At 68.8% G+C, this 22,040-nt stretch carries 14 protein-coding genes; 10 read left to right on the top strand and 4 right to left on the bottom strand.

Features of this window, described 5'->3' with window-relative positions; all coding sequences use genetic code 11:
- Positions 1 to 76: 76 nt before the first annotated feature.
- On the bottom strand, positions 77 to 1,432 hold the full coding sequence (locus tag OG878_RS37860) for an MFS transporter (RefSeq protein WP_328890969.1): 1,356 nt from the start codon (positions 1,430 to 1,432) through the stop codon (positions 77 to 79).
- A 108-nt stretch (positions 1,433 to 1,540) separates the two neighbouring features.
- Here OG878_RS37860 and OG878_RS37855 point away from each other — a divergent pair, with 108 nt between their 5' ends.
- The 3 genes from OG878_RS37855 to OG878_RS37845 all read left to right on the top strand — a co-directional run bounded on the left by OG878_RS37855 (position 1,541) and on the right by OG878_RS37845 (position 6,675).
- A complete protein-coding gene (locus OG878_RS37855; protein WP_328890968.1) occupies positions 1,541 to 2,296 on the top strand; it encodes an IclR family transcriptional regulator in 756 nt (251 codons plus the stop codon).
- Between the two features lie 662 nt (positions 2,297 to 2,958).
- Entirely contained in the window at positions 2,959 to 4,227 is a 1,269-nt protein-coding gene (locus OG878_RS37850) for a glucarate dehydratase family protein (protein ID WP_328890967.1), read from the top strand.
- A 204-nt stretch (positions 4,228 to 4,431) separates the two neighbouring features.
- Complete coding sequence (locus OG878_RS37845; RefSeq protein ID WP_328890966.1) at positions 4,432 to 6,675, top strand: FAD-dependent oxidoreductase; 2,244 nt, start codon at positions 4,432 to 4,434, stop codon at positions 6,673 to 6,675.
- Between the two features lie 161 nt (positions 6,676 to 6,836).
- On the opposite strand, the gene OG878_RS37840 is transcribed toward OG878_RS37845, so the two are convergent.
- From OG878_RS37840 to OG878_RS37830, 3 genes are all read right to left on the bottom strand, one after another.
- A complete protein-coding gene (locus OG878_RS37840; protein ID WP_328890965.1) occupies positions 6,837 to 9,422 on the bottom strand; it encodes a glycoside hydrolase family 2 protein in 2,586 nt (861 codons plus the stop codon).
- Positions 9,419 to 9,628, bottom strand: a complete 210-nt coding sequence (locus OG878_RS37835; protein ID WP_328890964.1) for a hypothetical protein — start codon at positions 9,626 to 9,628, stop codon at positions 9,419 to 9,421. The genes OG878_RS37840 and OG878_RS37835 overlap by 4 nt, the downstream gene beginning before the upstream one ends.
- 115 nt (positions 9,629 to 9,743) lie before the next feature.
- On the bottom strand, positions 9,744 to 10,775 hold the full coding sequence (locus OG878_RS37830; RefSeq protein WP_328890963.1) for a LacI family DNA-binding transcriptional regulator: 1,032 nt from the start codon (positions 10,773 to 10,775) through the stop codon (positions 9,744 to 9,746).
- Positions 10,776 to 11,180: 405 nt separating this feature from the next.
- Here OG878_RS37830 and OG878_RS37825 point away from each other — a divergent pair, with 405 nt between their 5' ends.
- The 7 genes from OG878_RS37825 to OG878_RS37795 all read left to right on the top strand — a co-directional run bounded on the left by OG878_RS37825 (position 11,181) and on the right by OG878_RS37795 (position 21,840).
- Positions 11,181 to 12,557: an ABC transporter substrate-binding protein gene (locus tag OG878_RS37825; RefSeq protein ID WP_328890962.1), complete on the top strand. Its 1,377-nt coding sequence runs from the start codon at positions 11,181 to 11,183 to the stop codon at positions 12,555 to 12,557.
- Positions 12,554 to 13,531, top strand: coding sequence for a carbohydrate ABC transporter permease (locus OG878_RS37820; RefSeq protein ID WP_328890961.1), 978 nt, complete (start codon positions 12,554 to 12,556; stop codon positions 13,529 to 13,531). The genes OG878_RS37825 and OG878_RS37820 overlap by 4 nt, the downstream gene beginning before the upstream one ends.
- A complete protein-coding gene (locus OG878_RS37815; RefSeq protein WP_328890960.1) occupies positions 13,528 to 14,415 on the top strand; it encodes a carbohydrate ABC transporter permease in 888 nt (295 codons plus the stop codon). Before OG878_RS37820 ends, OG878_RS37815 begins: the two co-directional genes overlap by 4 nt.
- A gap of 4 nt (positions 14,416 to 14,419) precedes the next feature.
- Positions 14,420 to 16,561 (top strand): hypothetical protein, encoded by a 2,142-nt coding sequence (locus OG878_RS37810; RefSeq protein ID WP_328890959.1) that lies wholly within the window; start codon positions 14,420 to 14,422, stop codon positions 16,559 to 16,561.
- Between the two features lie 17 nt (positions 16,562 to 16,578).
- Entirely contained in the window at positions 16,579 to 18,135 is a 1,557-nt protein-coding gene (locus OG878_RS37805; RefSeq protein WP_328890958.1) for a hypothetical protein, read from the top strand.
- A gap of 91 nt (positions 18,136 to 18,226) precedes the next feature.
- Positions 18,227 to 20,197 carry a glycoside hydrolase 5 family protein gene (locus tag OG878_RS37800; RefSeq protein ID WP_328890957.1) on the top strand — a complete coding sequence of 657 codons (1,971 nt, stop codon included), beginning with the start codon at positions 18,227 to 18,229 and terminating at the stop codon, positions 20,195 to 20,197.
- The gene (locus OG878_RS37795; RefSeq protein WP_328890956.1) at positions 20,194 to 21,840 is read left to right on the top strand and encodes a glycoside hydrolase family 28 protein; all 1,647 of its coding nucleotides are present in this window, start codon (positions 20,194 to 20,196) and stop codon (positions 21,838 to 21,840) included. The genes OG878_RS37800 and OG878_RS37795 overlap by 4 nt, the downstream gene beginning before the upstream one ends.
- The last annotated feature ends 200 nt before the right edge of the window (positions 21,841 to 22,040 follow it).

The raw sequence follows: 22,040 nt of genomic DNA, 5'->3' as shown, positions 1-22,040 counted from the left end.
TGCCGTCCTGCCGGTTCGCGCCCGAAAGGCGCAGAGAGGGGACCCGGGAAGCGGGCCCGGCAGAGAAGGGCGGCCTTCAGACGGCCGGCACCTGGCCGGGGGTGGCGGTCGGCAGACCGGTCCGCTGCCGGCGGGTGGTGACGAAGGACGCGCTGATGATCGCCAGCGCGGCGGCCGAGGCGACCACGACGAACAACGGCGCGGTTCCTCCGAACGCGTCGATCAGCGCCCCTCCGATGTACGGTCCGAGGATGCCGCCGACGCGGCCGATCCCGAGCATCAGTCCCTCGCCGGTACCGCGTGCCTGCACCGGATACGTACCGGCGCACACGTTGTTCAGCAGGAACTGCCCGCCGATGATGAACATCCCGGCACCACCGACCGCGATCATGTTGCTCGCCGTGGTGTCGGTGAAGGCCACCACCAGGGCGGCCCCGGAGCCCAGACCGCACCACAGCATCAAGCTGCGTCGTGCCCCGAGGCGGCGGTCGGCGACGAAACCGCCGAGGATCGCACCGGCGATCGACATGCCTTGGAGGACCGCCCCGAAGGTGTACCCGGTCGCGAAGCCCTCGCCGCGCTGCATCATCAGCCTCGGTGTCCAGGTGGACAGGCCGTACACGTTGAACAGCAGCAGGAAGGCGGTGGCCCACAGCGCCAGGGTGCGACCTCGGTACGTGGAGGAGAAGATCAGCCGCCAGTCGTGGCCCTCCGGGCGCGCCGGGACGGTCAGTTCGGCCGAACGGTAGAGCTCCGCACGGTCCGGACGCACGCGCGACAGGAGCTTCGCCGCCTCCTGGTGCCGCCCGTGGGCCACCGCGTACTCCACGGATTCGGGGAACACCACGAGGTACACCAGGCCGAGGACGAGCGCGCCGCCGCCGATGTAGTACAGCGGGTTCCAGGTGTCCGGCCCCGCCACTGCGATGCCGAGCAGCGCGGCGAGCACCCCACCGAGCCCGAATCCGGTGCCGCCGATGACGGCCATCCGGTTGTGCACACGGTCCGGCAGGTACTCGTTGATGTACGCCGTGCCGAGCGGGAGCAGGACGCCGAGCCCCAGCCCGGTGAGGACGCGCAGGATCACGAACGTCGTGAAGGAGTGGGCCAGCGCGCCGGTCAGCACGCTGAAGACGCCGGCGATCAGCAGCCCTGCGATGAGGGTGGGGCGGCGGCCCAGCCGGTCGGCGACGATGCCGTGGGTCAGGGAACCCACGGCGAAGCCGATGAGGCCCGACGACATGAGGAAGCCGGCCTGTCCGGAGGACAGGTGCCAGGGTTCCTCCACAAAACCGATCATGTATGAGGGGATGAAGGTGTCGTAGCCGTCGAAGAGGGTGGCCAGAACGACCAGCCCGGTGAGGAACCAGTGGAAGGGCCTCAGTGGCGCCTCTCCCAGTTCTGCGCGCACATCCAGCTGCGTACGTGACATGACACCTCCAAAAAAAGGGGGCCGCCGATGCGACGGTGCGGCGGCGGTGCATCGGACGTTAGGCCGGGAGGGTTCCTCTGCGGAATCGCAGCTGTTACATATTTCGCTGTGCGAAAAACGAATGCGCGTCCCGTCGAGTCCGTCGATTCCGCGTTGCGGCTGTTGTTGCTGCTCAGCGAGAAGCGGCAGCTACGGGTGACCGACGCCGCAGAGTCCCTGGGGGTGGCACCGTCCACGGCGTACCGGCTGCTGAACACGCTGCGGTACCGCAATTTCGCCGTGCAGGACGAGAGCAAGGCGTATTGCCAGGGGCCCGCCTTCGGGCAGCTCCTCGGCCTCACCGCCCATGCCGCCCCGGACCTGCGTGCGGCACTGCACCCGTACGCGGAGGAGCTGCACGGCACGCTCGGCGAAACCTGTCACCTGATGGTGCTGGAAGGAAACGGCGCACGGTTCATCGACTGTGTGGAGACCACCCAGGTGCTGCGTGTCGGCTCCCGCGTGGGCATGCTGCTGCCCGCGCACGCCACGGCCGGCGGCAAAGCACTGCTGGCGGAGCTGCCCGCCGACCGGCTCCGCGCTCTCTACCCCCGAGACCTGCCGAACGCCCCCGGCGCCGCCACCACCGAACGGGTCATGCTGCAAAGGAAGCTGGCCGCCGTCCGGCGCCTCGGCTACGCCACCAACTTCGGCGAGAGCGGCCGGGGCATCGCCGCGGTCGGTGCCTGCGTCCGGAACTCCCAGGGGGAGTCCGTCGCGGCCCTGGCCGTCGCTCTGCCGAGCACCCGTTGCCCACGCTCCCGTGTCCGGGAGCTCGCGACCGAGGTCTGCGCGGTTGCGAAACGGGCGAGTGAGGCGCTGTGAGAGCCGCCTCGGCCGGTTCGCGTTCCCCCAGCGAGCGGCCGGCTGGGGCGTACCGGGGGGCCGGGTCACATCCCAACCGGGGCGTCCGGCGATCGCCCGATGTCGCAGATCGTCGTGCCACCGCAGACGTTGCACCGCCCTGTGACCTTTACTCCTTGAGTGATCACAGGGTGTCTCCTGGCCATCCGTTCCGATGCGCTCGATGGATCCTCTCCGAGATCTTGGCTCCGGTCCACCGGTCCTGCGCTGAGTGAGGAGCCTCGGGGCGTGATCGGCCCAGGCGGTGTGGGCTCGGAGCGTCGCGTGCCTCCGGGAAGCCCACCGCTCGCGCGGGTTCGCGATCCCCCAAGCCCGATGTCAGGCCGTCTCCCTCATCGCAGATATGACTGTACGGCTCCCGCAACTCGATTCGGACAACGGGGAATTGCACCGGACCCAACGCCCTCCCGCCTGAATGTCCTGGACGGCACACGCTCGGTCTCCGCGACGCCCTTGACCTCAACTCCCAACGAGTCATACATTCTTGACATGTTCTTAAGTGTGTTCTCGATTCATGGACGTGAACCACTCTTCCCTCCGCGAGCGTGCGCCCCAGAGCACCTGGATGCACCGGGGCCCACCATCGATGCCGGTCCCCCGCCGTATGCGGCGGTGACCGCCTGATGGGCGGCGCCATCCGGATCAAAGAGGTGACCATCACGCCGGTGGCGTTCCGTGACCCGGCGCTGCTGAACGCGGTGGGCGTGCATGAGCCCTACGCGTTGCGTGCGATCGTCGAAGTCTCCACCGACCAGGGTCTCTGCGGACTCGGTGAGACCTACGCGGATGAGGACCACCTGCGTCGGCTGCGGTCGGCCGCCGGCGCGATCGTGGGCATGGACGTCCATGCGCTGGGAGCGATGCACCAGCGGGTGGCCAAGGTGCTGGGCGCGAGCACCGGTTCGGACGGGCACGGACTCACCGGGACGATCACTGCCGACGGTACGGTGGACCGCGTCTTCTCCCCCTTCGAAGTGGCCTGCCTGGACGTTCAGGGCAAGGCGGCCGGGCGACCGGTGTCGGACCTACTCGGCGGCGCGGTACGCGAGTACGTGCCGTACAGCGCCTATCTCTTCTACAAATGGGGGTCTCACCCGGGCGGGGAGCCGGACTCCTGGGGGGAGGCGCTGGACCCAGAAGGGATCGTCGCCCAGGCCCGGCGCATGGTTGACGAGTACGGCTTCCAGGCGCTCAAGCTCAAGGGTGGGGTCTTCCCTCCGGAGCAGGAGATCGCAGCGATCCGGGCGCTGCGCGAGGAGTTCCCCGATCGACCGCTGCGGCTGGACCCGAACGCGGCGTGGAGCGTGGAGACCTCGATCGACGTCGGACGCAGACTCGAAGGCGTTCTGGAGTACCTGGAAGATCCCACCCCGGGAATCGAGGGCATGGCCAGGGTGGCCAGGGAGGTGCCCATGCCGCTGGCGACCAACATGTGCGTCGTCGCGTTCGAGCACCTCGCTCCGGCCGTCGAGCGGGATGCGGTCCAGGTGGTGCTCTCCGACCACCACTACTGGGGCGGACTGCACCGCACGAAGCTGCTGTCCGGCATCTGTCGGACATTCGGCATGGGTCTGTCCATGCACTCCAACTCGCATCTGGGCGTCAGTCTTGCGGCAATGACTCATCTGGCAGCAGCCACGCCGCACCTCACATACGCCTGCGACACCCACTGGCCGTGGAAGTCCGAGGACGTCGTCCAGGCCGGGGCCCTGTCGTTCGCGGACGGATCGGTGCAGGTACCCAAGGGCCCGGGGCTGGGCGTCGAACTCGACCGTGACGCACTGGCCCGGCTGCACGAGCGATATCTGGCCTGCGGACTGCGCACCCGGGACGACACCGGCTACATGCAACGCATCGACCCCGGTTACGAAAGGAAGGTCCCCCGGTGGTGACGGCCGCGGGGCACGTCTGTCCGTGGCAGCGCCTCGGCAGTGCGGGGGCCGCGGCAGCGGTGGCCTCTTCCGCCACTCGGGCGGCCTCGTTCACGCCCGGAGCAGTGCCGACCACCGGCAGCGGGCTCAGTGTCTCCTCCCGCGCCGCCCGGCTGTGCCCGGGTCCGCGGGTGCGTTTTCCGGACAGAAGGGAACCAGCGCCTCATGCGTAAGGAGAGCGTCCACAGCGATGTCACCGTCGTGGGCGGCGGCCTGGCCGGAGTGTGCGCCGCGATCGCCGCCGCACGGCTGGGCCGCACCGTCGCCCTGGTGCACAACCGACCGGTACTGGGCGGCAATTCGAGCAGCGAGGTGCGGGTGTGGGTGTGCGGGGCGACTGCCCACGGGGTGCACCGCTGGGCCCGCGAGACCGGCATCATGGGTGAGTTGTACGTGGAGAACCAGTACCGCAATCCGGAGGGCAATCCCTATTACTGGGACCAGGTCGTGCTGGACGCGGTGCTCGCCGAGCCGAATCTGCAGCTCTTCCTCAACACGGATGTCCGTGACATCACCGCGGAACACGGGAAACGGATCGATTCGGTCACCGGTTGGACCATGGGATCCGAGAGGCTGACCACGTTCTTCTCGCCGGTCTTCGTCGACTGCACCGGCGACGGCCTCATCGGCCATCTCGCGGGGGCCGACCATCGCATCGGACGCGAGTCCCGCGCGGAGCACGGCGAGGAGTGGGCGCCGGCGGAGCCCGACCGCCAACTGCTGGGCAGCACCATCCTGTTCTATACGAAGGACGCCGGACACCCGGTGAAGTACGTGGCTCCGTCCTTCGCCAAGAACATCCTGGACACGCCCATTCCCGAGCACCGGTTGATCCGTACCGGCGACAACGGCTGCGACTACTGGTGGGTGGAGTGGGGCGGCCAACTCGACACGGTGGACGACAACGAGCGCATCCGCGACGAGCTGTGGTCCGTCGTCCACGGCATCTGGGACCACATCAAGAACAGCGGCAGGTTCGACGCCGGCAATCTCACGCTGGAGTGGGTCGGAGCCATTCCCGGCAAGCGTGAGTACCGGCGCTTCCTAGGCGACCACGTGCTGACCCAGACCGAAGTGATGGCGCAGCATCCCTTCGACGACCGGATCGCGTTCGGCGGCTGGTCGGTGGACCTGCATCCGGTCGAGGGCATGTATGCAGAGGAACCCGGTGCCCGTCAGCGCTACTCCGACGGCGTCTACCACATCCCCTTCCGTAGCATCTATTCGCGGAACGTCGGAAACCTCCTCTTCGCCGGGCGCAACATCTCCGCCACCCACATCGCCTTCGGATCCACCCGGGTCATGGCCACCTGCGCCACGCTCGGCGAGGCCGCAGGCACGGGCGCGGCTCTCTGTGCCGCACTCGGCGTGACACCCCGCGAGCTGCACGACGGACGGCTGACGCTCCTTCAGCAGACCCTGCTCCGGCAGGACGCCTCGCTGATGGGCGTGTGCAACACCGACCCGGACGACCTGGCCCGTGCGGCACGCGCCTGCGCCTCCAGCACGCTCACCCGGCTCGCCGTGGAGCCGGGGCCCGACACCACCACCACGCCGTTGCCGCTGGACCGTGACCTCGCCTTTGTGCTCCCCGTCGATCCGCGCCTGGACGACGTGGAACTGCTTGTCGACGTACGCACCGCCACCGAGCTGACCGTCGAGCTCTGGGACACGCTGCGCGGCGAGAACGCCGTACCCGCCCGCCATCTGATCTCCCGCACGGTGTCCGTCCCCGAAGGCAAGGAGCAGTGGGTGTCCGCCCATCTGCCCTGGCACCCGGACGTGCCGCGCAACGCCGTCGTGATCGTACGGGCCGATCCGCACGCGTATCTGCACCTCGTCGACCAGCGGCGTACGGGCGTGCTCTGCCTGGCCCGCAAGCTCGCCGGTGAGTCGGGCGTCGACCACGACATCCCCGAGGAGAACGGCCAGGCGGTCGCCGAGTGGGTCGCCCGGGGGTTGCGCCGGCGCAGCTTCTGCTTCCGCGCCGGACCGACCCGGGCGTACGGCCCGGACAAGACCGTCGGCGGCTACCAGCGGCCCTTCGGCGGACCGCAGATGTGGCACGCGGGCGAGCGGGGCGAGGCGTGGCTGCGGCTCGACTGGGACGCCCCGGTGGAGATCGGCACGGTGCACCTCGTGCTCGACGACGACGTGGACGAGTACCTCAACAATCTCCACCGGCATCGAACGGAGTTCGAGATCATGCCTGAGCTGGTCCGCGACTACCGCATCGAGGCACTGGAGGACGGCGGCGGCTGGACGCCGGTCGCACGGGAGACCGGCAACCGCCGCCGGCACCGGATACACCGGTTCGCCCCGTTCCGGACCACCGCGCTGCGGGTGGTGGTGGAGGCGACGAACGGCGCACCGGAGGCGCGCATCGTGGCGCTGCGCGCCTATGCCTGATCCGTCGCCGGCCTGCAGCCGCTCGGGCACAGGCCGGCCGCGCGCAGGCCGGTCGGGCGCAGGCCGGTCGGGCGCAGGCCGGTCGGGCGCAGGCCGGTCGGGCTCGCCCGTGTGCCGTGCCCGGAGGGTTCTCAGGGCACGGCACACGGGCGAGCCCTTTCCTACGAGGTCCTTGTCTCCATCCACTCCGACCAGGCGCTGGCCACACCGTCGGCGCGCAGGGCACGGATACGGACCCGCACCTGGCGCCCGGAACCCAGGTCCTCGATTCGGCTGAAGCCGCGCAGCGTGGTGGTCCAGGAGCGGATCGGTTCACCGCTGCGGGCATCGGCGGCCTCGATGTCGTAGGCCCGGTCCGCGCCCGCGCCGCGCCAGTGGAGAACAGCGCCGCCCGGCACCGGCTTCAGTGCCTGCGCATCCGGCGGCAGCGGCCCGGCGTCCGCCCGGGGGGTGAGCCCGGTCCTCCACTCGGAGGGGGTCTCGCCCGCCGCGCAGACGGCGACGACACGCACCCGGTACGGAGTTCGGTTCAGCAGTCCCGTGATGTCTGCGTGGCCGTCCTTGTGGACGGTACGGAAGAGGGACGCCGTGCCGGTTCCTTCCTGCGCCGCCTCGGCACGGTAGTGGTCGGCTCCCGTCACATGGTCGAAGACCACTCGCAGGGCGCCGTCAGCCGCAACGGTCCGGGCGACGCGGGGAGTGGCCGGCGCGGCCAGAGCGTGGTCGGCGGCGGCGACTTCGTACCCCTGCGGATCGACCAGCCCCACGTGCTCGGAGATGGCCTCCTTGCCCTGCCACCCGCCCGTCCGCCATGCGACGTCCCGGCTGAAAGCCGCGGCGCCCGGGGCGATGTCCGGCAGCGCGAGACACCGCTCGGCGACGGTGGCGCCGCAGGCATCCACCGCACGCCAGTGCAGCCGGTGGTCGCGCAGAACGCGGCTGGGCAGCTCGCCCGCGGTCCGTGGGACGACCGTGATCCGGGTGCCGTCGCCCATTGACGTCAGGAACAGTCCTCCGACCGGGGCGAAGGCGACGCGCATCTGGTCGTAGCTGCGCTTGAGCCCACCCCATTCGGTCTGCACGCCCCACCCGCGCAGCTGGTTGACGGAGGTCCCCCGGAAGCGGCTGCGGTAGTCGTCGAAGGTCCATCGGGAGGCACCGATCACCCACGGCAGGCGGGACAGTTCCGCCGGGATTCCGCCGTCATGGCGTGAGGTGTGCTCGAGGCTCTCCCGGTCGGGGGTGAAGGTGTAACCGTCGCTGCTGAACTCGCTGACGAAGACCGGCTTGTCCGGGTAGTGGATGCGCAGCTGCTGCAGCCGCTCCGCGTAGTCCCGGTACATGTTGACCGCGATGAAGTCGGTGTACTGGAGGGCCTCGTCCTGCGGGCCCTCGATCTCACTGAAGGTGTTGCTGACATACGTCAGGGGGCGCGAGTCGTCGAGCTCGGCGCGGGTGTGGTCGATCAACGCCCTGACGAAGTTCCGGCCCGCTTCCTCGGTGCCCTTGATCTCGTTCGCCACGGACCACGCGCATATGGAGGGGTGGTTGGCGTCCCGGTGCACCATCTCACGCAGCTCGGGTATCCAGCGCTCGGGGTCGAGGCGGACTTCCGGCCCCCAGACGGAGATCTCGGCGATGTTGAGCATCCCGACCTCGTCGAGGTGGTCGAGGAGATCGGGCGACTGCGGGACGTGGTGGATGCGGGTCATGTCCGCCCCGGCCCGCTTCATGTGGCCGATCTCGGCGCGGATGACCGACGGCGGCTCGGTGCCGCCGTGCACGCGGTCGCCGGGGACGCGGTTGAAGCCCACAGTGCGGACGCGTTCGCCATTGAGCATCAGGCCGTCCGGCAGTATGTCGATCCTGCGGATGCCGAAGCGGTCGGAGAGGGCGTAGGAAAGCTCGTCGCCCTCGCTGAGGGTGACGGTGGAACGGTAGAGCGTCGGGTGGTCCAGGGACCACAGTTCGTACGAACCCGCGGGCAGGACGGTCGTCAGGCGGACGGTCTTCGTGGAGCGGGCCGGCACGGTGAGGTCCCGGCCGGCGGGTGGCTCGGGGCGCATCGCTCCGCAGTGCAGGGCGCGGCCCTCCGTGCAGGTGAGCGTGGCACCGAGGCGTACGGTCCGGTCGTGATCGAGGGCGTTGGACACGGTGACCTCCGTGGTCACCTCGGCGGTGCCGTCCGCCAGTCGGGGGTGGGCGATGACCTGCTGCCGTTCGATGCGCACGGCCGGGTCGACGGTGAGGGTGACGGGGCGGGAGATTCCTCCCCAGAGCCAGCCGGCGCCGACAGCCTCGTCGTTGTTGGCCCTGACGGTGAGGGTGTTGGGACTGCCGTCGGTCGCCAACAGCCCGGTCACGTCGTACTCGAAGGGCGTGTATCCACCGATGTGCGTGCCGAGCCGGGTGTCCCCCAGCCAGACCGTCGCGGTGTGGCAGACGGCTTCGAAGTGGAGCCGGGCGACCTGCACGGCGCCGAGTCGGGGTGTGTCGAAGGTCCGCCGGTACCAGGCGTCTCCCTGGTGGTCGGCGTACCTGTCGTGCACGTCCCAACTGCCCGGCACGGGCAGCCTGTCCCACACGGCCGCGTCGGGGTCGGTCGTGAATTCCCAGATGCCCCCGAGGTCGGTGGTATGCCGCCCGCCTGGGATCTGGTGCCCGGGCCCGCCGGGATCGGGAGCGGGGGCGCACGGTGCGTGAACGTCCGGGGCGGCGGGCTCATCGGCAGTGCTGTTGTGGTTCATCGGGCCCGCCACCGCAGTGCCGTCTTCGGCCGTGGGAGCCGGCCGATCTCCTCGTCGGGGGACGGCAGAGGTCCTGCGGCGCCCACGGCGCCGCGCCTGCTGTCCGGAGCATCGGTGACTCGGCCCGTGACGCCGAGGGACAAGGGCACGTCGACGGTCGGCCGCCGGGCCGGCCACGGTGCGACGGGGTGGCCGGCACCGGTCATCGCGGTCCCTCCTCGACGGATCGGTCCAAGCCCGTGGTTCCTGTGTGCATGAGGTGTTGCTCCTCTGCCGAGCCGGATGGGAGAGCGGAGTGGGACGGGCCCAGGACCGGAGCGGTCACGCGCCGGTGGAGCGCCGCAGCCGCAGTTCGCCGCCGATGGTGATCTGGGGCGCCACGTCCTCGTTCCGCAGTTGCGCCAGCAGCGTGTGGGCGGCGATCTGCCCCATCCGGCGGTAGTCGCACCGGACCGTGGTCAGGGCCGGGGTGACGTAGCTGGCCAGGCTGATGTCGTCGAACCCGGCCACGGCCATCTCGTCGGGGACCTTCACTCCGTTCTCTGCGAGCACGGACAGCCCGGCGATCGCCATGAGGTCGTTGGCGTAGAAGATCGCCGTGGGACGCGGTGACCGGTCGAGCAGTTCGCGGGTCGCCTGCGCGCCGCCCTCGGTGGTGAAGTCGCCCGTGACCACGGGGCCGGGCTGGAGACCCGCTTCGACCAGGGTGTCCTCCCACAGCTGACGACGGCTGCGGGCGTGGCGCAGGCTCGGGAGTCCCGAGACATGGGCAATGTTGCGGTGGCCCTGGGCGATGAGGTGGCGGGTCAGCTCGCGGACCTGGTCGGCGCCGCCGGTACTGACCCAGGGGAACGGGCAGGTACGGCCCGGTGATCCGGCGACCACGGCCCGGGTGCCCAGCCGGCTGAGCCACTCGAAGCGGGGGTCGCGGTGGCGCAGGTCGGTCAGCAGAAAGCCGTCGACCCGGCGTTCGCCGACCATCTGCTCGTAGCACTCGCGCTCGGTGTGGGAGTCGTCGACGAACCGCAGCACCGCCGCGTACCCCACCGAGGTGAGCGCGCTCTCCGCGCCGGACAGGAACGCGGGGAAGAACGGGTCGAGTTCGAGGAGTTCCGTAGGCCGCCGCAGCACCATCCCCACGGCGTGCGCGGGGCCGCCACCGACGGCGCGGGCCGCGGTGCTCGGCGTCCAGTTGAGCTCGGCGGCGGCCGCCCGGATTCTTGCCATGGTGGCGGTGCTGATGCCCTTGCCCCCGTTGAACGTCCGGGACACGGCGCCCTTGGACACCCCGGCAAGGGTGGCGACATCGGAGATCGTCGGCCGCCGGCGTAGCTCCTGCTGCTCTTCGGTCACGCGTCTCAGGCTAGCGCCCGACGCACGCAAGTGACCCCAACAGGTATACCGGTTTCCGAATTCGACGTGAATTGATGCCCCGTCAAGTGGACTGTGGGGTACGCCGATTGCACCGAACCCCGGTCATAACACCCCATCAACGGGCGTGTGGATTCGTGGTGATGGAAGTCTTGACCCTCAGCAACCCGCTTACTACTGTCCCAGCTCAACCGATTTACTTCGGTGTGAGTTGGAGCCGCACCACTGGCAACGCCCGGTCGGCCACCAGGCAGACGGGCAAGGAGTCGTGTCCGACGTACTCGCGGTCGCGACCGCCTCATCACTCCTTCACCACACCCGCTGCGCACCCGCGCCGCGGGCATCCCCTTGCGAAATTCCGCGCGCCGAGGACAGGGAGTCAACAAGATGAGAACACCATGGTCCAGACTTGCCGCCTGCTGTACCGCGGGGATGCTCGCGATCACCGCAGGGGCCTGCTCGTCCTCGGACTCCAGCAGCGATGCCGCCGACGGCAAGGTGACCATCACGGTGACGGACATGCCCCCGACCACCCAGGGGACATTGCGCAAGCAGTTCACCGACCAGGTGGCCGCCTTCGAGCGTGCGCATCCGGACATCGTTGTCAAGCCGAGTGAAGCGGTGTGGGATGCGAAGACCTTCGCCGCCCGGCTGGCCGGCGGCCAGCTCGAGACGGCGTTCATCGTGCCGCTCACCGAGCCCCAGGGACTGATCAACCGCCATCAGATCGCGGACATCACCGACCAGGTGAAGTCGTTGCCGGGCGCCGACCAGTTCGACAAGCGCGCGCTGGCACCGGGCACGGACGCGAAGGGGCACAACTACGGTCTGCCCACCAGCGAGTTCGCCCTCTCCCTGGTCTACAACCGGGAACTGTTCAAGAAGGCCGGACTCGATCCGGACAACCCGCCGAAGACCTGGGACGAGGTCCGGCAGGACGCGAAGGCCATCTCGGAGAAGACAGGCCTGCCCGGTTACGCGCAGCCGACGACGAACAACACGGGCGGCTGGACGCTGACCGCCATGACGTACACGTACGGCGGCCGCATCGAGAAGGAAGAGGGAGGCAAGCAGGTCGCGGCCTTCAACGACACACCGGTGCGACAGGCCCTGGACTGGCTCAAGGCACTGCGCTGGCAGGACAATTCCATGGGCACCCAGCAGCTCCGGGACGCGGGCGAGATCCAGAAGTCGTTCTCGGCCGGCCGTATCGGCATGATGATGGCCACGCCGAGCACCTACGTCGACCACATCACCAAGTACAACGGCGACCCGAAGATCTACGGTGTCGCCGCGCTGCCTTCGGCGAGCCGGTCGGCCACCATGCTGGGCGGCAAGATGGCCGTGATCAATCCGAAGGCGAGTGCCGCGCAGCGCGAAGCCGCGGTGAAGTGGATCGACTACTACTACCTCAGGGCGAAGCACGACGCGGCGGAAGCCGGCACGCGGGCGAAGGCGGAGGCCGCCGACGGCATCCCGGTGGGCACGCCGACCGTTCCTCTCTACCAGCCCGCCGTCAGCGGACCCGTCGACGAGGCCAGAAACGAGCACGCCACCGTCCCGCTCGAGAACTTCGAGCCCTTCATCAACGGGGTGAAGCAGCAGGAGTTCGTCGTCGAGCCCGCGGTGGCCGCCCAGGACGTGTACGCCGCCCTGGACACCGCCGTGGCGGCCGTGCTCACCCGCAAGAGCGCCGACCCCCAGGCCGAGTTGGACAAGGCGGAGAAGAAGGCCGTCCCCGCACTGGAGCGGGCCCAGCGATGACCATCGTCCAGCCGGCCCGTGGCGCCCCCGCGCCCCCGCAGGCGAAGCAGCCGGGCACCACCCGGCCGGGCCGCCGCCCCTTGGGCCTTGCCTCGTTGCGCAGGCCGGGCCGCCGGGGGTTCGGCCTCGCCTCGCTGCTCTTCCTGCTGCCACTGCTGCTGCTCTTCGGCTGCTTCGCATGGTGGCCGATCGGCCAGAGCGTCATCCTCGGCTTCCAGGAGACCGATCTGGTCAACGAGCCCACCTGGGTCGGGCTGGACAACTTCCACTTCCTGTTCGCCGACCCGCTGTTGTGGACCACACTCCGCAACACCGCCTGGTTCGTCCTCCTGTCCCTGGTCATCGGGTTCCCGGTCCCCATCATGCTGGCGATGCTGGTCACGGAGCTGAGACGGCTGGGCGGGATCTTCCGGGTGCTGGTCTATCTGCCCGTGGTGGTCCCGCCGGTGGTCGCGCTGATGCTCTGGCGCTGGTTCTACGACCCGGATTTCGGGCTCTTCAACCAGGTCCTCGGCTCCATCGGCCTCGGCCCGTACCCCTGGCTGCAGTCGACGGCCTCCGCGATGCCGAGCCTGGTGCTGTCAGCCACGTGGGCACACGCGGGCAGCACCACTCTGATCTACATGGCTGCGCTGTCCAGCGTGCCGGCCGATCTGTACGAGGCCGCCGAGCTGGACGGCGCGTCGATCCGGCGGCGCATATGGCACGTGACGCTCCCGCAACTGCGCGGCGTCATCCTGATCATGCTGCTCCTCCAGATCATCGGCACCTTCCAGGTCTTCACCGAGCCATTCATCCTCACCGACGGCGGACCGGAGGACTCGACCGTGAGCATCCTGCTGCTGATCTACCGGTACGCGTTCCTCAACGGTGACTACGGGACCGCCGCCGCGCTCAGCGTGCTGCTCGCCCTGGCGCTCGCCGTACTGTCCGCCGTCTACCTGCGCCTGACCCGCAAGTGGAGCACTTCATGAGCGACGACGACGGATCCCGCGGCGTGATCTCACCGGCCGACCGGCGCCGCCCCTCCGTGCGCTGGACCCTGAGGATCTCCCAGCCCGTCATTCTGGCGGCGGTCGCGCTCGCCGGCCTCGGGCCGATCCTGTGGACGGTCAAGGGCGCCCTGTCCCCCACTCAGGAGATCCTCAAGGACCCACTGCGGCTGTGGCCCTCCGTTCTGCAGTGGGGCAACCTCCCCACCGCCTGGGAGAATCTGAGACTCGGCCGTTACCTGCTCAACACGGCGGTCCTGGTGGGCGGTTCCTGGTTCTTCCAGCTGCTCGTGGCGACCTGCGGCGCATACGCCCTGTCGGTGCTGCGCCCCCGGTACGGCCGTGTCGTCTACTACGCCGTGCTCGCCACGCTCTTCATACCCGGCACCACCTCGCTGGTCGCGCTCTACCTGGTGGTGCTCCACCTACCGCTCACGGGTGTGTCGATCGCCAACACCCCCTGGGCGGTGTGGCTGCCGGCCGGAGCGCACGCCTTCAACGTACTGATCATGAAGCAGTTCTTCGACAGTCTGCCCCGCGAACTCCACGAGGCGGCGCAGGTCGACGGAGCCGGACCCTGGCGGCTGTTCTGGCAGATCGTCATGCCGATGTCCGGTCCGATCGTCGCGGTGGTGTCCCTGCTGGCGGTCATGAGCGCCTGGAAGGAATTCCTCTGGCCCATGATCGTCATCTCCGACCCCGACGCACAGCCACTGTCGGTCGCGCTGCCACGGCTCGCCGAGACGACGCAACAGAACCAGGTCATCGCCGGGATGCTCATCACAATCATCCCTCCGCTGCTGCTCTACCTGGTGTTCCAGCGCCACATCGTCCGCGGAATCAATTTCACCGGTCTGAAGGGATGACCCCATGACCGTACGCATGACCTTGCGGCGGCACCGGCTGCTGCGCATGGTGCTGGCGCTGCTGCTGACGCTCCTCTCCGTACAGCTGCTGGGCGCTCAGCGCGCCCGGGCCGAAACGGTCACCGACGGGAACTACTACGCCAGCAGCCCATCCACGTCGATGCACCCGGAAGCGGGCAGCGATCCTGTGGTTGCGTTCCAGGACAGCAAGCTCTTCAACGGCAGCACCACCGACTGCGTCGGATGGGAGGGTTCCTCGGGCGCACCCAAGAGCGTGACCCTCGTCTTCGACCTGCTGTACGACCGCCCGCTCAGCAGCATCTCGATCACGAGTACGGCGGACAACACATTCTGGGGCTTCGACGAGATCGAGGTCACCTACCGGACCGAAGCGGGCACTGCCTACCGCGTCGCGCACAGCGAAGCCTGGGACCGCAGCCAGCTGGACTACCAGCGCACCGTCGCGATGAACAACACGCAGGCCCGGTTCGTACGCATCAAGCTGACGCGCGTCAACCAGTTCCTGCACCTCCCGCTCTCCGAAGTCATCTTCACGGCCGGCAGCGGCACCGTCGACCCGACTCCCGCCCCGTACAACCAGTCACAGCTGGCTGCGGAGGTGTCCGTCCCCACCCGGCTGGCAGACATCTACGGCCAGTACCTGTACGGGACCTGGCCCGGAAAGCTGACCTCCGACCAGCAACTGCAGCAGGACGCCACGGACGAAACCGCGGCGCTGGCCGGCGTCACGCTGGACCCGGCCAAGTACGACCAGTACGGAGGCGTCAAGGCGCTCGGCACTACCGAAGACCACCCCAGCTACTTCAGCCTGAAGAAGGACGCCAAAACGGGCAAGTGGTGGTTCATCACCCCCGACGGCAACAAGTTCATTCTCAAGGGAATCGACGCCACCTCTGCCACCGACTGGGGCTACGCCACGGTCGTGAAGGACTCCGGTGGCCTGCAGCTCGGGAAATTCTCATCCCTGCCCGACGAGGCAACCTACGCCGCTGCTTACAGCAGTGACCGCAAGGAGATGAGCTTCGTCAAGGCGAACCTGATGCGCAAGTACCCAGTCACGGACTGGGAGACGCCGTGGCGCGACATCACCAAGAAGCGCCTGACCAAGTGGGGCTTCAACGCGCAGTCCAAGTGGTCCCGCGACGGGGGCCTCCAGATGCCCTGGATAGGCCAGATCACGGCACCGGACTCGAAGACGGTGAAATACATCACCTCATACGCCATCGACCCGTTCGACCCGGCATTCGCCACGGCGCTCGACAAGCAGCTCGGTTCCCCAACCGGAATCGTCCAGACAAACGTCAACAGTCCTTGGCTGATCGGCTACTTCTTCGACAACGAACGGGGCTGGGACGACGACGTGATGACCAAGGTACTGGCGGACGCCGGCGGCCAGTCTCCGGCCAAGGCAGCTTTCGTCGCCTACATGATCAACACCTACGGCCTGACGGAGACCAACAACAAGCTGGGGATGCCCCCGGGCACCACACAGGAGACCCTGGAGATCACGAACCTCTCCGCGAAGGTGCCCACTGGCAGCACCCTGCGCACCGAATTCATCGGCGAGGCGTCCAAGACCTACTACTCGACCGTCCGGACGGCGCTCAGCAAGTACGACGGAAATCACCTGTTCCTCGGCTCCGCCCTGGTGCCGGGCTGGCGTTCCACCCTGGCGTGGGAGGTCTGCGGGCGCGAGTTCGTGGACGCCATCTCCGTCGACGTCTACAGCAACAGCGCGACCTACCTGGACAAGTACGAGCCGTACGACAAGCCCGTGCTCAACCTGGAGCACTCGTTCAACGTCCACGACCGGGGCCTTCGCAGCATCAACGGCTCCGTCAGCGCCGACGACATCGCCGACCGCGGCACCATGCACCAGCAGTTCAGCTGGGGACAGGCCGAGAGCCCGGTCTTCGTCGGGTCCGGCTGGTTCAGCTACTACGACCAGGCCATCACCGGTCGCGCGTCCGACGGTGAGAACTTCAACTTCGGCCTGGTCAACCAGCAGGACCAGCCCTACACCGCCATGACCAACGTCATGACGCAGACCCACCAGGAGCTGGAACAGCGACACCAGGATGCGCCCCTCCCCATCGCCGGTACCCAGTCCGTGTGCCCGGACTGAGCAAAGGAGTTCGATTCATGATCTCGCGACGCACCCTGATACGCGGCGTTCCCTCCGCGCTCGCACTGTCCCAGTTCGCCTCGCCCGCGCACGCGGACGCGCCGGCTCAACTCGCAGGCGCCACCTGGCTGGTCGACCGCTACGGGCAGTACCTCCACCAGGACTGGCCCGGAAAGGTCGTTTCGGACGAGCAACTGCGCAGTGAGTACGCGCAGGAGGCCGCCAGGCTGGCCCACGTCGCTCCGGACCGGGTCCGGTACGACCGGTACGGCGGCCTGAAGGAGCTCGGACGACACAGAGCCACCGGTTACTTCCGGCTGGAGCAGATCGACGGCCGGTGGTGGTTCGTCACCCCGGACGGCCATCTGTTCATCCTCAAGGCCGTGGACGCCTTCTCCCCCGAGGAGTGGGGGTACGGCACCTGGTGGAAGAACCCGGACGGCACACTCGTCGACCTCTTCGAGGAACTGCCGGACCCCGTGCAGTTCGCGTCCTGCTACACCGAGGACGACAAGGGACACGTCGTAAGCTTCCTCAGGGCCAACCTCGCGCGGAAGTATGGGGACGACTACCGGCCCAAGTGGCGCAGGACGGTCGCTAAACGCATGATCGACTGGGGGTTCAACGCCCAGGGAAAGTGGACGCTCGACACCGAAGTCGTCATGCCATACCTCGCTCAGGCGCCGACACCTCCCGACGTGATCCGGGTGCTGTGGGGAATCGACCCGTTCGACCCCGACTTCTCGGCCAAGCTGGACCGCACCTTCGATCTGCACGGGAACCGCAAAAACCCGTGGCTCATCGGGTATTTCTTCGAGAACGAGCGCGGCTGGAGCCGTGACGTCGTCGCCGAGGTGGTCAAGCGCGACTCCACTCTCGCGGCGAAGACCGCCTTCGTCCGGTACCTGGCCGACACCTACGGGGACGACATCGACCGGGTCAACGTCATTCTCGGCACCGACGCGGATTCCTTCCACTCCCTGGGGGACGTCCCGATCAGCATCGCCCGGGTGCCCGCGGCGGACGTCACGGCGTTCATCACGCTGGCCTCGAAGACGTACTTCAAGAAGGTACGCAAGGCGATCCACAAGCAGGACCCGCACCATCTGTTCCTCGGCGGCTCCCTGGTACCCACCTGGCGCACCAGTCCGGAGTGGAACGTCGGCGGGCGCGAGTACCTCGACGCCATCTCCTTCGACTGGTACTCGACCAGCGTCGACTATCTGCGGCAGTACGAGAGTTACGGCAAGCCGATCCTGACCCTGGAGTTCTCCTTCATGTTCCCCGAGAGGGGAATGACCGCGGCCAACGCGGCGACCACGGCGACCAGCCAGCGGGACCGCGGGGAGAAGTACCGGGCCTTCGTCGAGGCACAGGCCGGGAGCCGGGCCTTCGTCGGCTTCGCCTGGTTCTCCGCCTACGACCAGGCGGTGACCCACAAGCCGGGCGCCACCGAAGCGTTCAACGTCGGCCTGACCAACCAACAGGACCAGCCCTACTACGACATGACCGACATCATGCGGGAGGTGAACCGCGGCATCGAGGCGGTCCACCTCCAGGCGCCGCCCGCCTGATCCCGACCCCGATCACCCGGCGCCCGGGGCCGTGGCGGCCGCCTCCGCCACGGCCCCGGGCCGGGCACCCAGTGAACGAAACGGAGAGCAGATGACCGACTCCAGTTCCCGCCCCACCCCCCAGGCCGGCAGCAGCACCGCTGTGCCACGGCCGGCTCCCAGGCTCGATGCCGGCCTCTGGCTCGGAGCGAACTACTGGTCACGGCACGGCAGCCTCTTCATGTGGCGGGACTACGACGACGAGGTCGTCCGCGAGGAACTGCGCACCCTGCGCGAGCACGGAACCAACGTGACCCGGTCGTTCCTGTTCTGGCCGGACTTCCACCCTGAACCCGACCGGATCGACGAGGACTTCGTCGAGCGATACCGGCAATTCCTGCGGACCAGCGCGGAGATGGGGATGCCCACCATTCCCACCTTCCTGGTCGGACACATGTCCGGCGAGGACTGGGACGTGCCGTGGCGGGAGGGCCGCAACCTCTACACGAACGGTTTCATGCTGGGCCAGCAGGCGTTCTTCATCCGGGAGATCGTCCGGCGGATCGGCGCGGACCCCGCGGTCGCCGGCTGGCTGATCAGCAACGAGTTCCCGATCTTCGCGGGACCGGCCACTCCCGACGAGGTCCGGGCCTGGGGCCTGATCTGCACCCAGGCCGTACGGGCCGGCGGCTCCCGGCTGCCGGTGTCGCTGGGCGACGGCGCCTGGACGATGGAGACCACCGGCAAGGACAACGGCTTCCGGATCCGGCGCCAGGACGACCTGGTCGACTTCGTCGGCCCGCACACCTACCCGATGGGCGACGACCAGGTACGGGTGCACACCGCGGCGGCATGGGCCTGCGAGATGAGTCACTTCGGCAAGCCGGTGGTGATGGAGGAGTTCGGCGTCTCCGCGGCGCTCTCCTCGGAGCGCAACGCCGCCCACTACTACCGGCAGGTGCTGCACCACACGCTGCTCGCCGGAGCCACCGGCTGGCTCGCCTGGAACAACACCGACTTCTCCCTGGAGTCGGTCGACCCGTACCGGCACCGCCCCTTCGAGCTGGGCTTCGGCATCACCCGCTCCGACGGCACGCCGAAGCCCGCCCTTGCCGAGATCGACACCTTCCGGCGCCTCCTCGACGCAGTCGACTTCGACAACTGCGCCCGCCCGGACACCGAGACCTCGATCCTGATCCCGTCCCACCTGGAGGAGCATCCCCGGGTCTCAGTCGCGGAGCGGACCGCGATCACGACGGTCAGCCACCACGCGTACCTTTCGGCGAAGGCCGCCGATCTCGCCCCGGCCCTGAGCCGCGAACTGGACACGCCGCGTCGAACCGGGCTGGTACTCGTCCCGTCCAACAAGCTGCTGACCGCTCCGACCTTCGACCTGCTGCTGGAATGGGCGAACCAGGGCAGCCACGTCTACCTGTCCTGGTTCGCCGGCGCCGGCGGTTCCCACCGCGGTGCCTGGTGGCCTCCCATCGAGCGGCTGATCGGCGCTTCGCACACACTTCGGTACGGTCTGAACGAGCCGGTCGATCCGGTCGTCGCCTGGGAGTTCACCGAGCCGCTGGGCAATCTCAAGGCCGGTGACACACTGCGCTTCCCGGTCTCCGGACCGGCCGACGCCCGGGCCATGCTGCCCTTGGACGAGGAGAGCGCCGACTGCGTCGTGGTCGCCCGCGACGGACGGGGCCGCCCGGCGCTGGTGCGGCGCGACCACGGCAGTGGCGCGGTGTATCTCGCCACGTACCCCGTGGAGTTCTTCGGCTCCGCGACACCGGACGCGCACCGCGACGACGACGTACACCGCCTCTACCGCGCCCTGGCGGCGCAGGCGGGCGTGCGCCCCTTCCTCACCGTGGACGACGCCCGGGTCCACGTCGACGGACTGCTCCACTCCTCGGGGCAGCGGTACGCATGGCTGGTCAACGTGTCAGGCGACACGGTCACCGCCCATCCGGATCAGGACGGGGCCGGCTTCCGTCTGGAGGCCGTTCTGGACGGCCGGGATCTCACCGAGCAGATCGTGCTCGAACCGTTCGGGGCCGCGGTGGCAAGGGTGGTAACAGCATGACCGTGTCCCAGCAAGCTGCCGCTACGGCGCATCCGCCGGTCCGGGAACACCGGCAGGCGGGGGGACCGCCGGTGTTCTCCGTGGACCGCTTCGGGGCGGTGGCCGACGGTCGTACGAAGGACACCGCGGCGATCCAGGCGGCAATCGACGCGGCCTACGCCGCGGGCGGCGGCGTCGCCCACCTGCCGCCCGGCACCTATCTGTCCGGTGGCATCGAACTCAGGAGCCGGGTCACCCTGCACCTGGAGGCCGGGGCGGTCCTCCTCGGCAGCACGGACCTCGCGGACTACCCGCCGCACGAGGGACCGCCCGCAGACTGCGACGCGGGTCAGCGGCACCTGGTGTTCGCCCGGGGCGCCACCGACATCGCCATCACCGGTGCAGGCACCATCGACGGTCAGGGCCCGGCGTTCTGGGAGCCGTCCGGACGGCCGCCCACCCCACCGGATCGGTTCTGGGCCGATGTCGTCACCCACAACTGGAAGCCGGTCGGCAACAACGACCGCCCCTCGCCCATGGTCGAGCTCGCCGAATGCCGGAACGTGCGCATCGAAGGCGTCACCCTGCGCAACTCCCCGGGCTGGACGCTGCGTCCGATCGCCTGTGACACCGTCATGATCCGCGGCATCGTCATCCGCAATCCGATCGACGGCATCAACACCGACGGCATCGACCCGACCGCCTGCCAGAACGTGTTCATCGCCGACTGCGACATCGAGACCGGTGACGACGCGATCTGTCTGAAGAGCGAGAACCCCTACGGCGACCTCCGCGTCACCCGGAACGTCGTCGTCACCAACTGCGTACTGTCCTGCTGCTGCAACGCCTTCAAGCTGGGCACCGCGACCCGGGGCGGTTTCGAGGACATCACATTCACCAACTCGGTGATCTACAACCGAGATGTGCCACTGAACGAGCGCGTCATCTCGGGCATCGCCATCGAGATGGTCGACGGAGGCTGGGTCGACGGTGTCAGTGTCTCCGGCATCCGGATGCGCAACACCCGCACCCCCTTCTTCATTCGGCTGGGCAACCGGGGATGGGGGCAGCCGGACCCGGTACCGGGCCGGCTGCGGAGGGTCCGCATCTCGGGGATCGACGCCACCGGAGCGATCCTCACCTCCTCCATCACCGGGCTCGCCGAGCAGCCCGTCGAGGACGTCGTCCTCTCGGGGATCCGCATCGACACGGACGAGGGCGGCCGGCGCGAGTGGGTGGAGCGGGACATCCCCGAGGAGGTTGCCGAGTATCCGGAGGCCCGGATGTTCGGCCGCCTGCCCGCCTACGGCCTCTACGTCCGCCACGCCCGCGGCATACGGATCTCCGGCACCGAGATCCGCTCCACGGTGCCCGATCCGCGCCCGCTGCTGGTCGCGGACGACGTGGAGGATCTTTCGGTGGACACGCTGGGCGGTACCGGCCCCGGCCCCGGCACCTCCCTGCTGGATCTGCGCGACACCCGGGACGCCTTCCTCAGCGGCTCACGGGCCCCGCACGGCACCGATGTCTATCTCAAGGTCAGCGGGGCCCTCTCCTCGGACATTGCCCTGACGGGCAACGAGCTGTCCCGGGCCGCGGCGGCGGTAGAAACCACCGACGGTGCGAAAACGGACAGTGTGATCGCAGACGCCACCCACCGCTGACACGGACCACCCGACCGGTGGCCGTCCCCCCGGTGCCTCCTCGACGAGGCGCCGGGGGGGGACGACCATCCGGCCGCCGATGCGGTTGCCGGCGTACGGGCGCGGGCGTCCGGGCGCGCCGCAGCAAGGACGGCGGCGCCTTGGACGCCCGGCCTCGCGCAGCCGCCGAAGCGAGGTGCTCATGTCGACCGGCGCGGCAA

The organism is Streptomyces sp. NBC_00316 (assembly GCF_036158715.1).
Classification (GTDB): Bacteria; Actinomycetota; Actinomycetes; order Streptomycetales; family Streptomycetaceae; genus Streptomyces.
This window is presented reverse-complemented; position numbering and strand designations above follow the sequence as displayed.

Coding starts and splice junctions, on each gene's coding strand:
- OG878_RS37845 (WP_328890966.1), top strand. CDS start 4,432: ATGCGTAAGGAGAGCGTCCACAGCGATGTCACCGTCGTGGGCGGCGGC.
- OG878_RS37795 (WP_328890956.1), top strand. CDS start 20,194: ATGACCGTGTCCCAGCAAGCTGCCGCTACGGCGCATCCGCCGGTCCGG.
- OG878_RS37840 (WP_328890965.1), bottom strand. CDS start 9,422: ATGAACCACAACAGCACTGCCGATGAGCCCGCCGCCCCGGACGTTCAC.
- OG878_RS37815 (WP_328890960.1), top strand. CDS start 13,528: ATGAGCGACGACGACGGATCCCGCGGCGTGATCTCACCGGCCGACCGG.
- OG878_RS37810 (WP_328890959.1), top strand. CDS start 14,420: ATGACCGTACGCATGACCTTGCGGCGGCACCGGCTGCTGCGCATGGTG.
- OG878_RS37820 (WP_328890961.1), top strand. CDS start 12,554: ATGACCATCGTCCAGCCGGCCCGTGGCGCCCCCGCGCCCCCGCAGGCG.
- OG878_RS37805 (WP_328890958.1), top strand. CDS start 16,579: ATGATCTCGCGACGCACCCTGATACGCGGCGTTCCCTCCGCGCTCGCA.
- OG878_RS37850 (WP_328890967.1), top strand. CDS start 2,959: ATGGGCGGCGCCATCCGGATCAAAGAGGTGACCATCACGCCGGTGGCG.
- OG878_RS37860 (WP_328890969.1), bottom strand. CDS start 1,432: ATGTCACGTACGCAGCTGGATGTGCGCGCAGAACTGGGAGAGGCGCCA.
- OG878_RS37825 (WP_328890962.1), top strand. CDS start 11,181: ATGAGAACACCATGGTCCAGACTTGCCGCCTGCTGTACCGCGGGGATG.
- OG878_RS37800 (WP_328890957.1), top strand. CDS start 18,227: ATGACCGACTCCAGTTCCCGCCCCACCCCCCAGGCCGGCAGCAGCACC.
- OG878_RS37835 (WP_328890964.1), bottom strand. CDS start 9,628: ATGACCGGTGCCGGCCACCCCGTCGCACCGTGGCCGGCCCGGCGGCCG.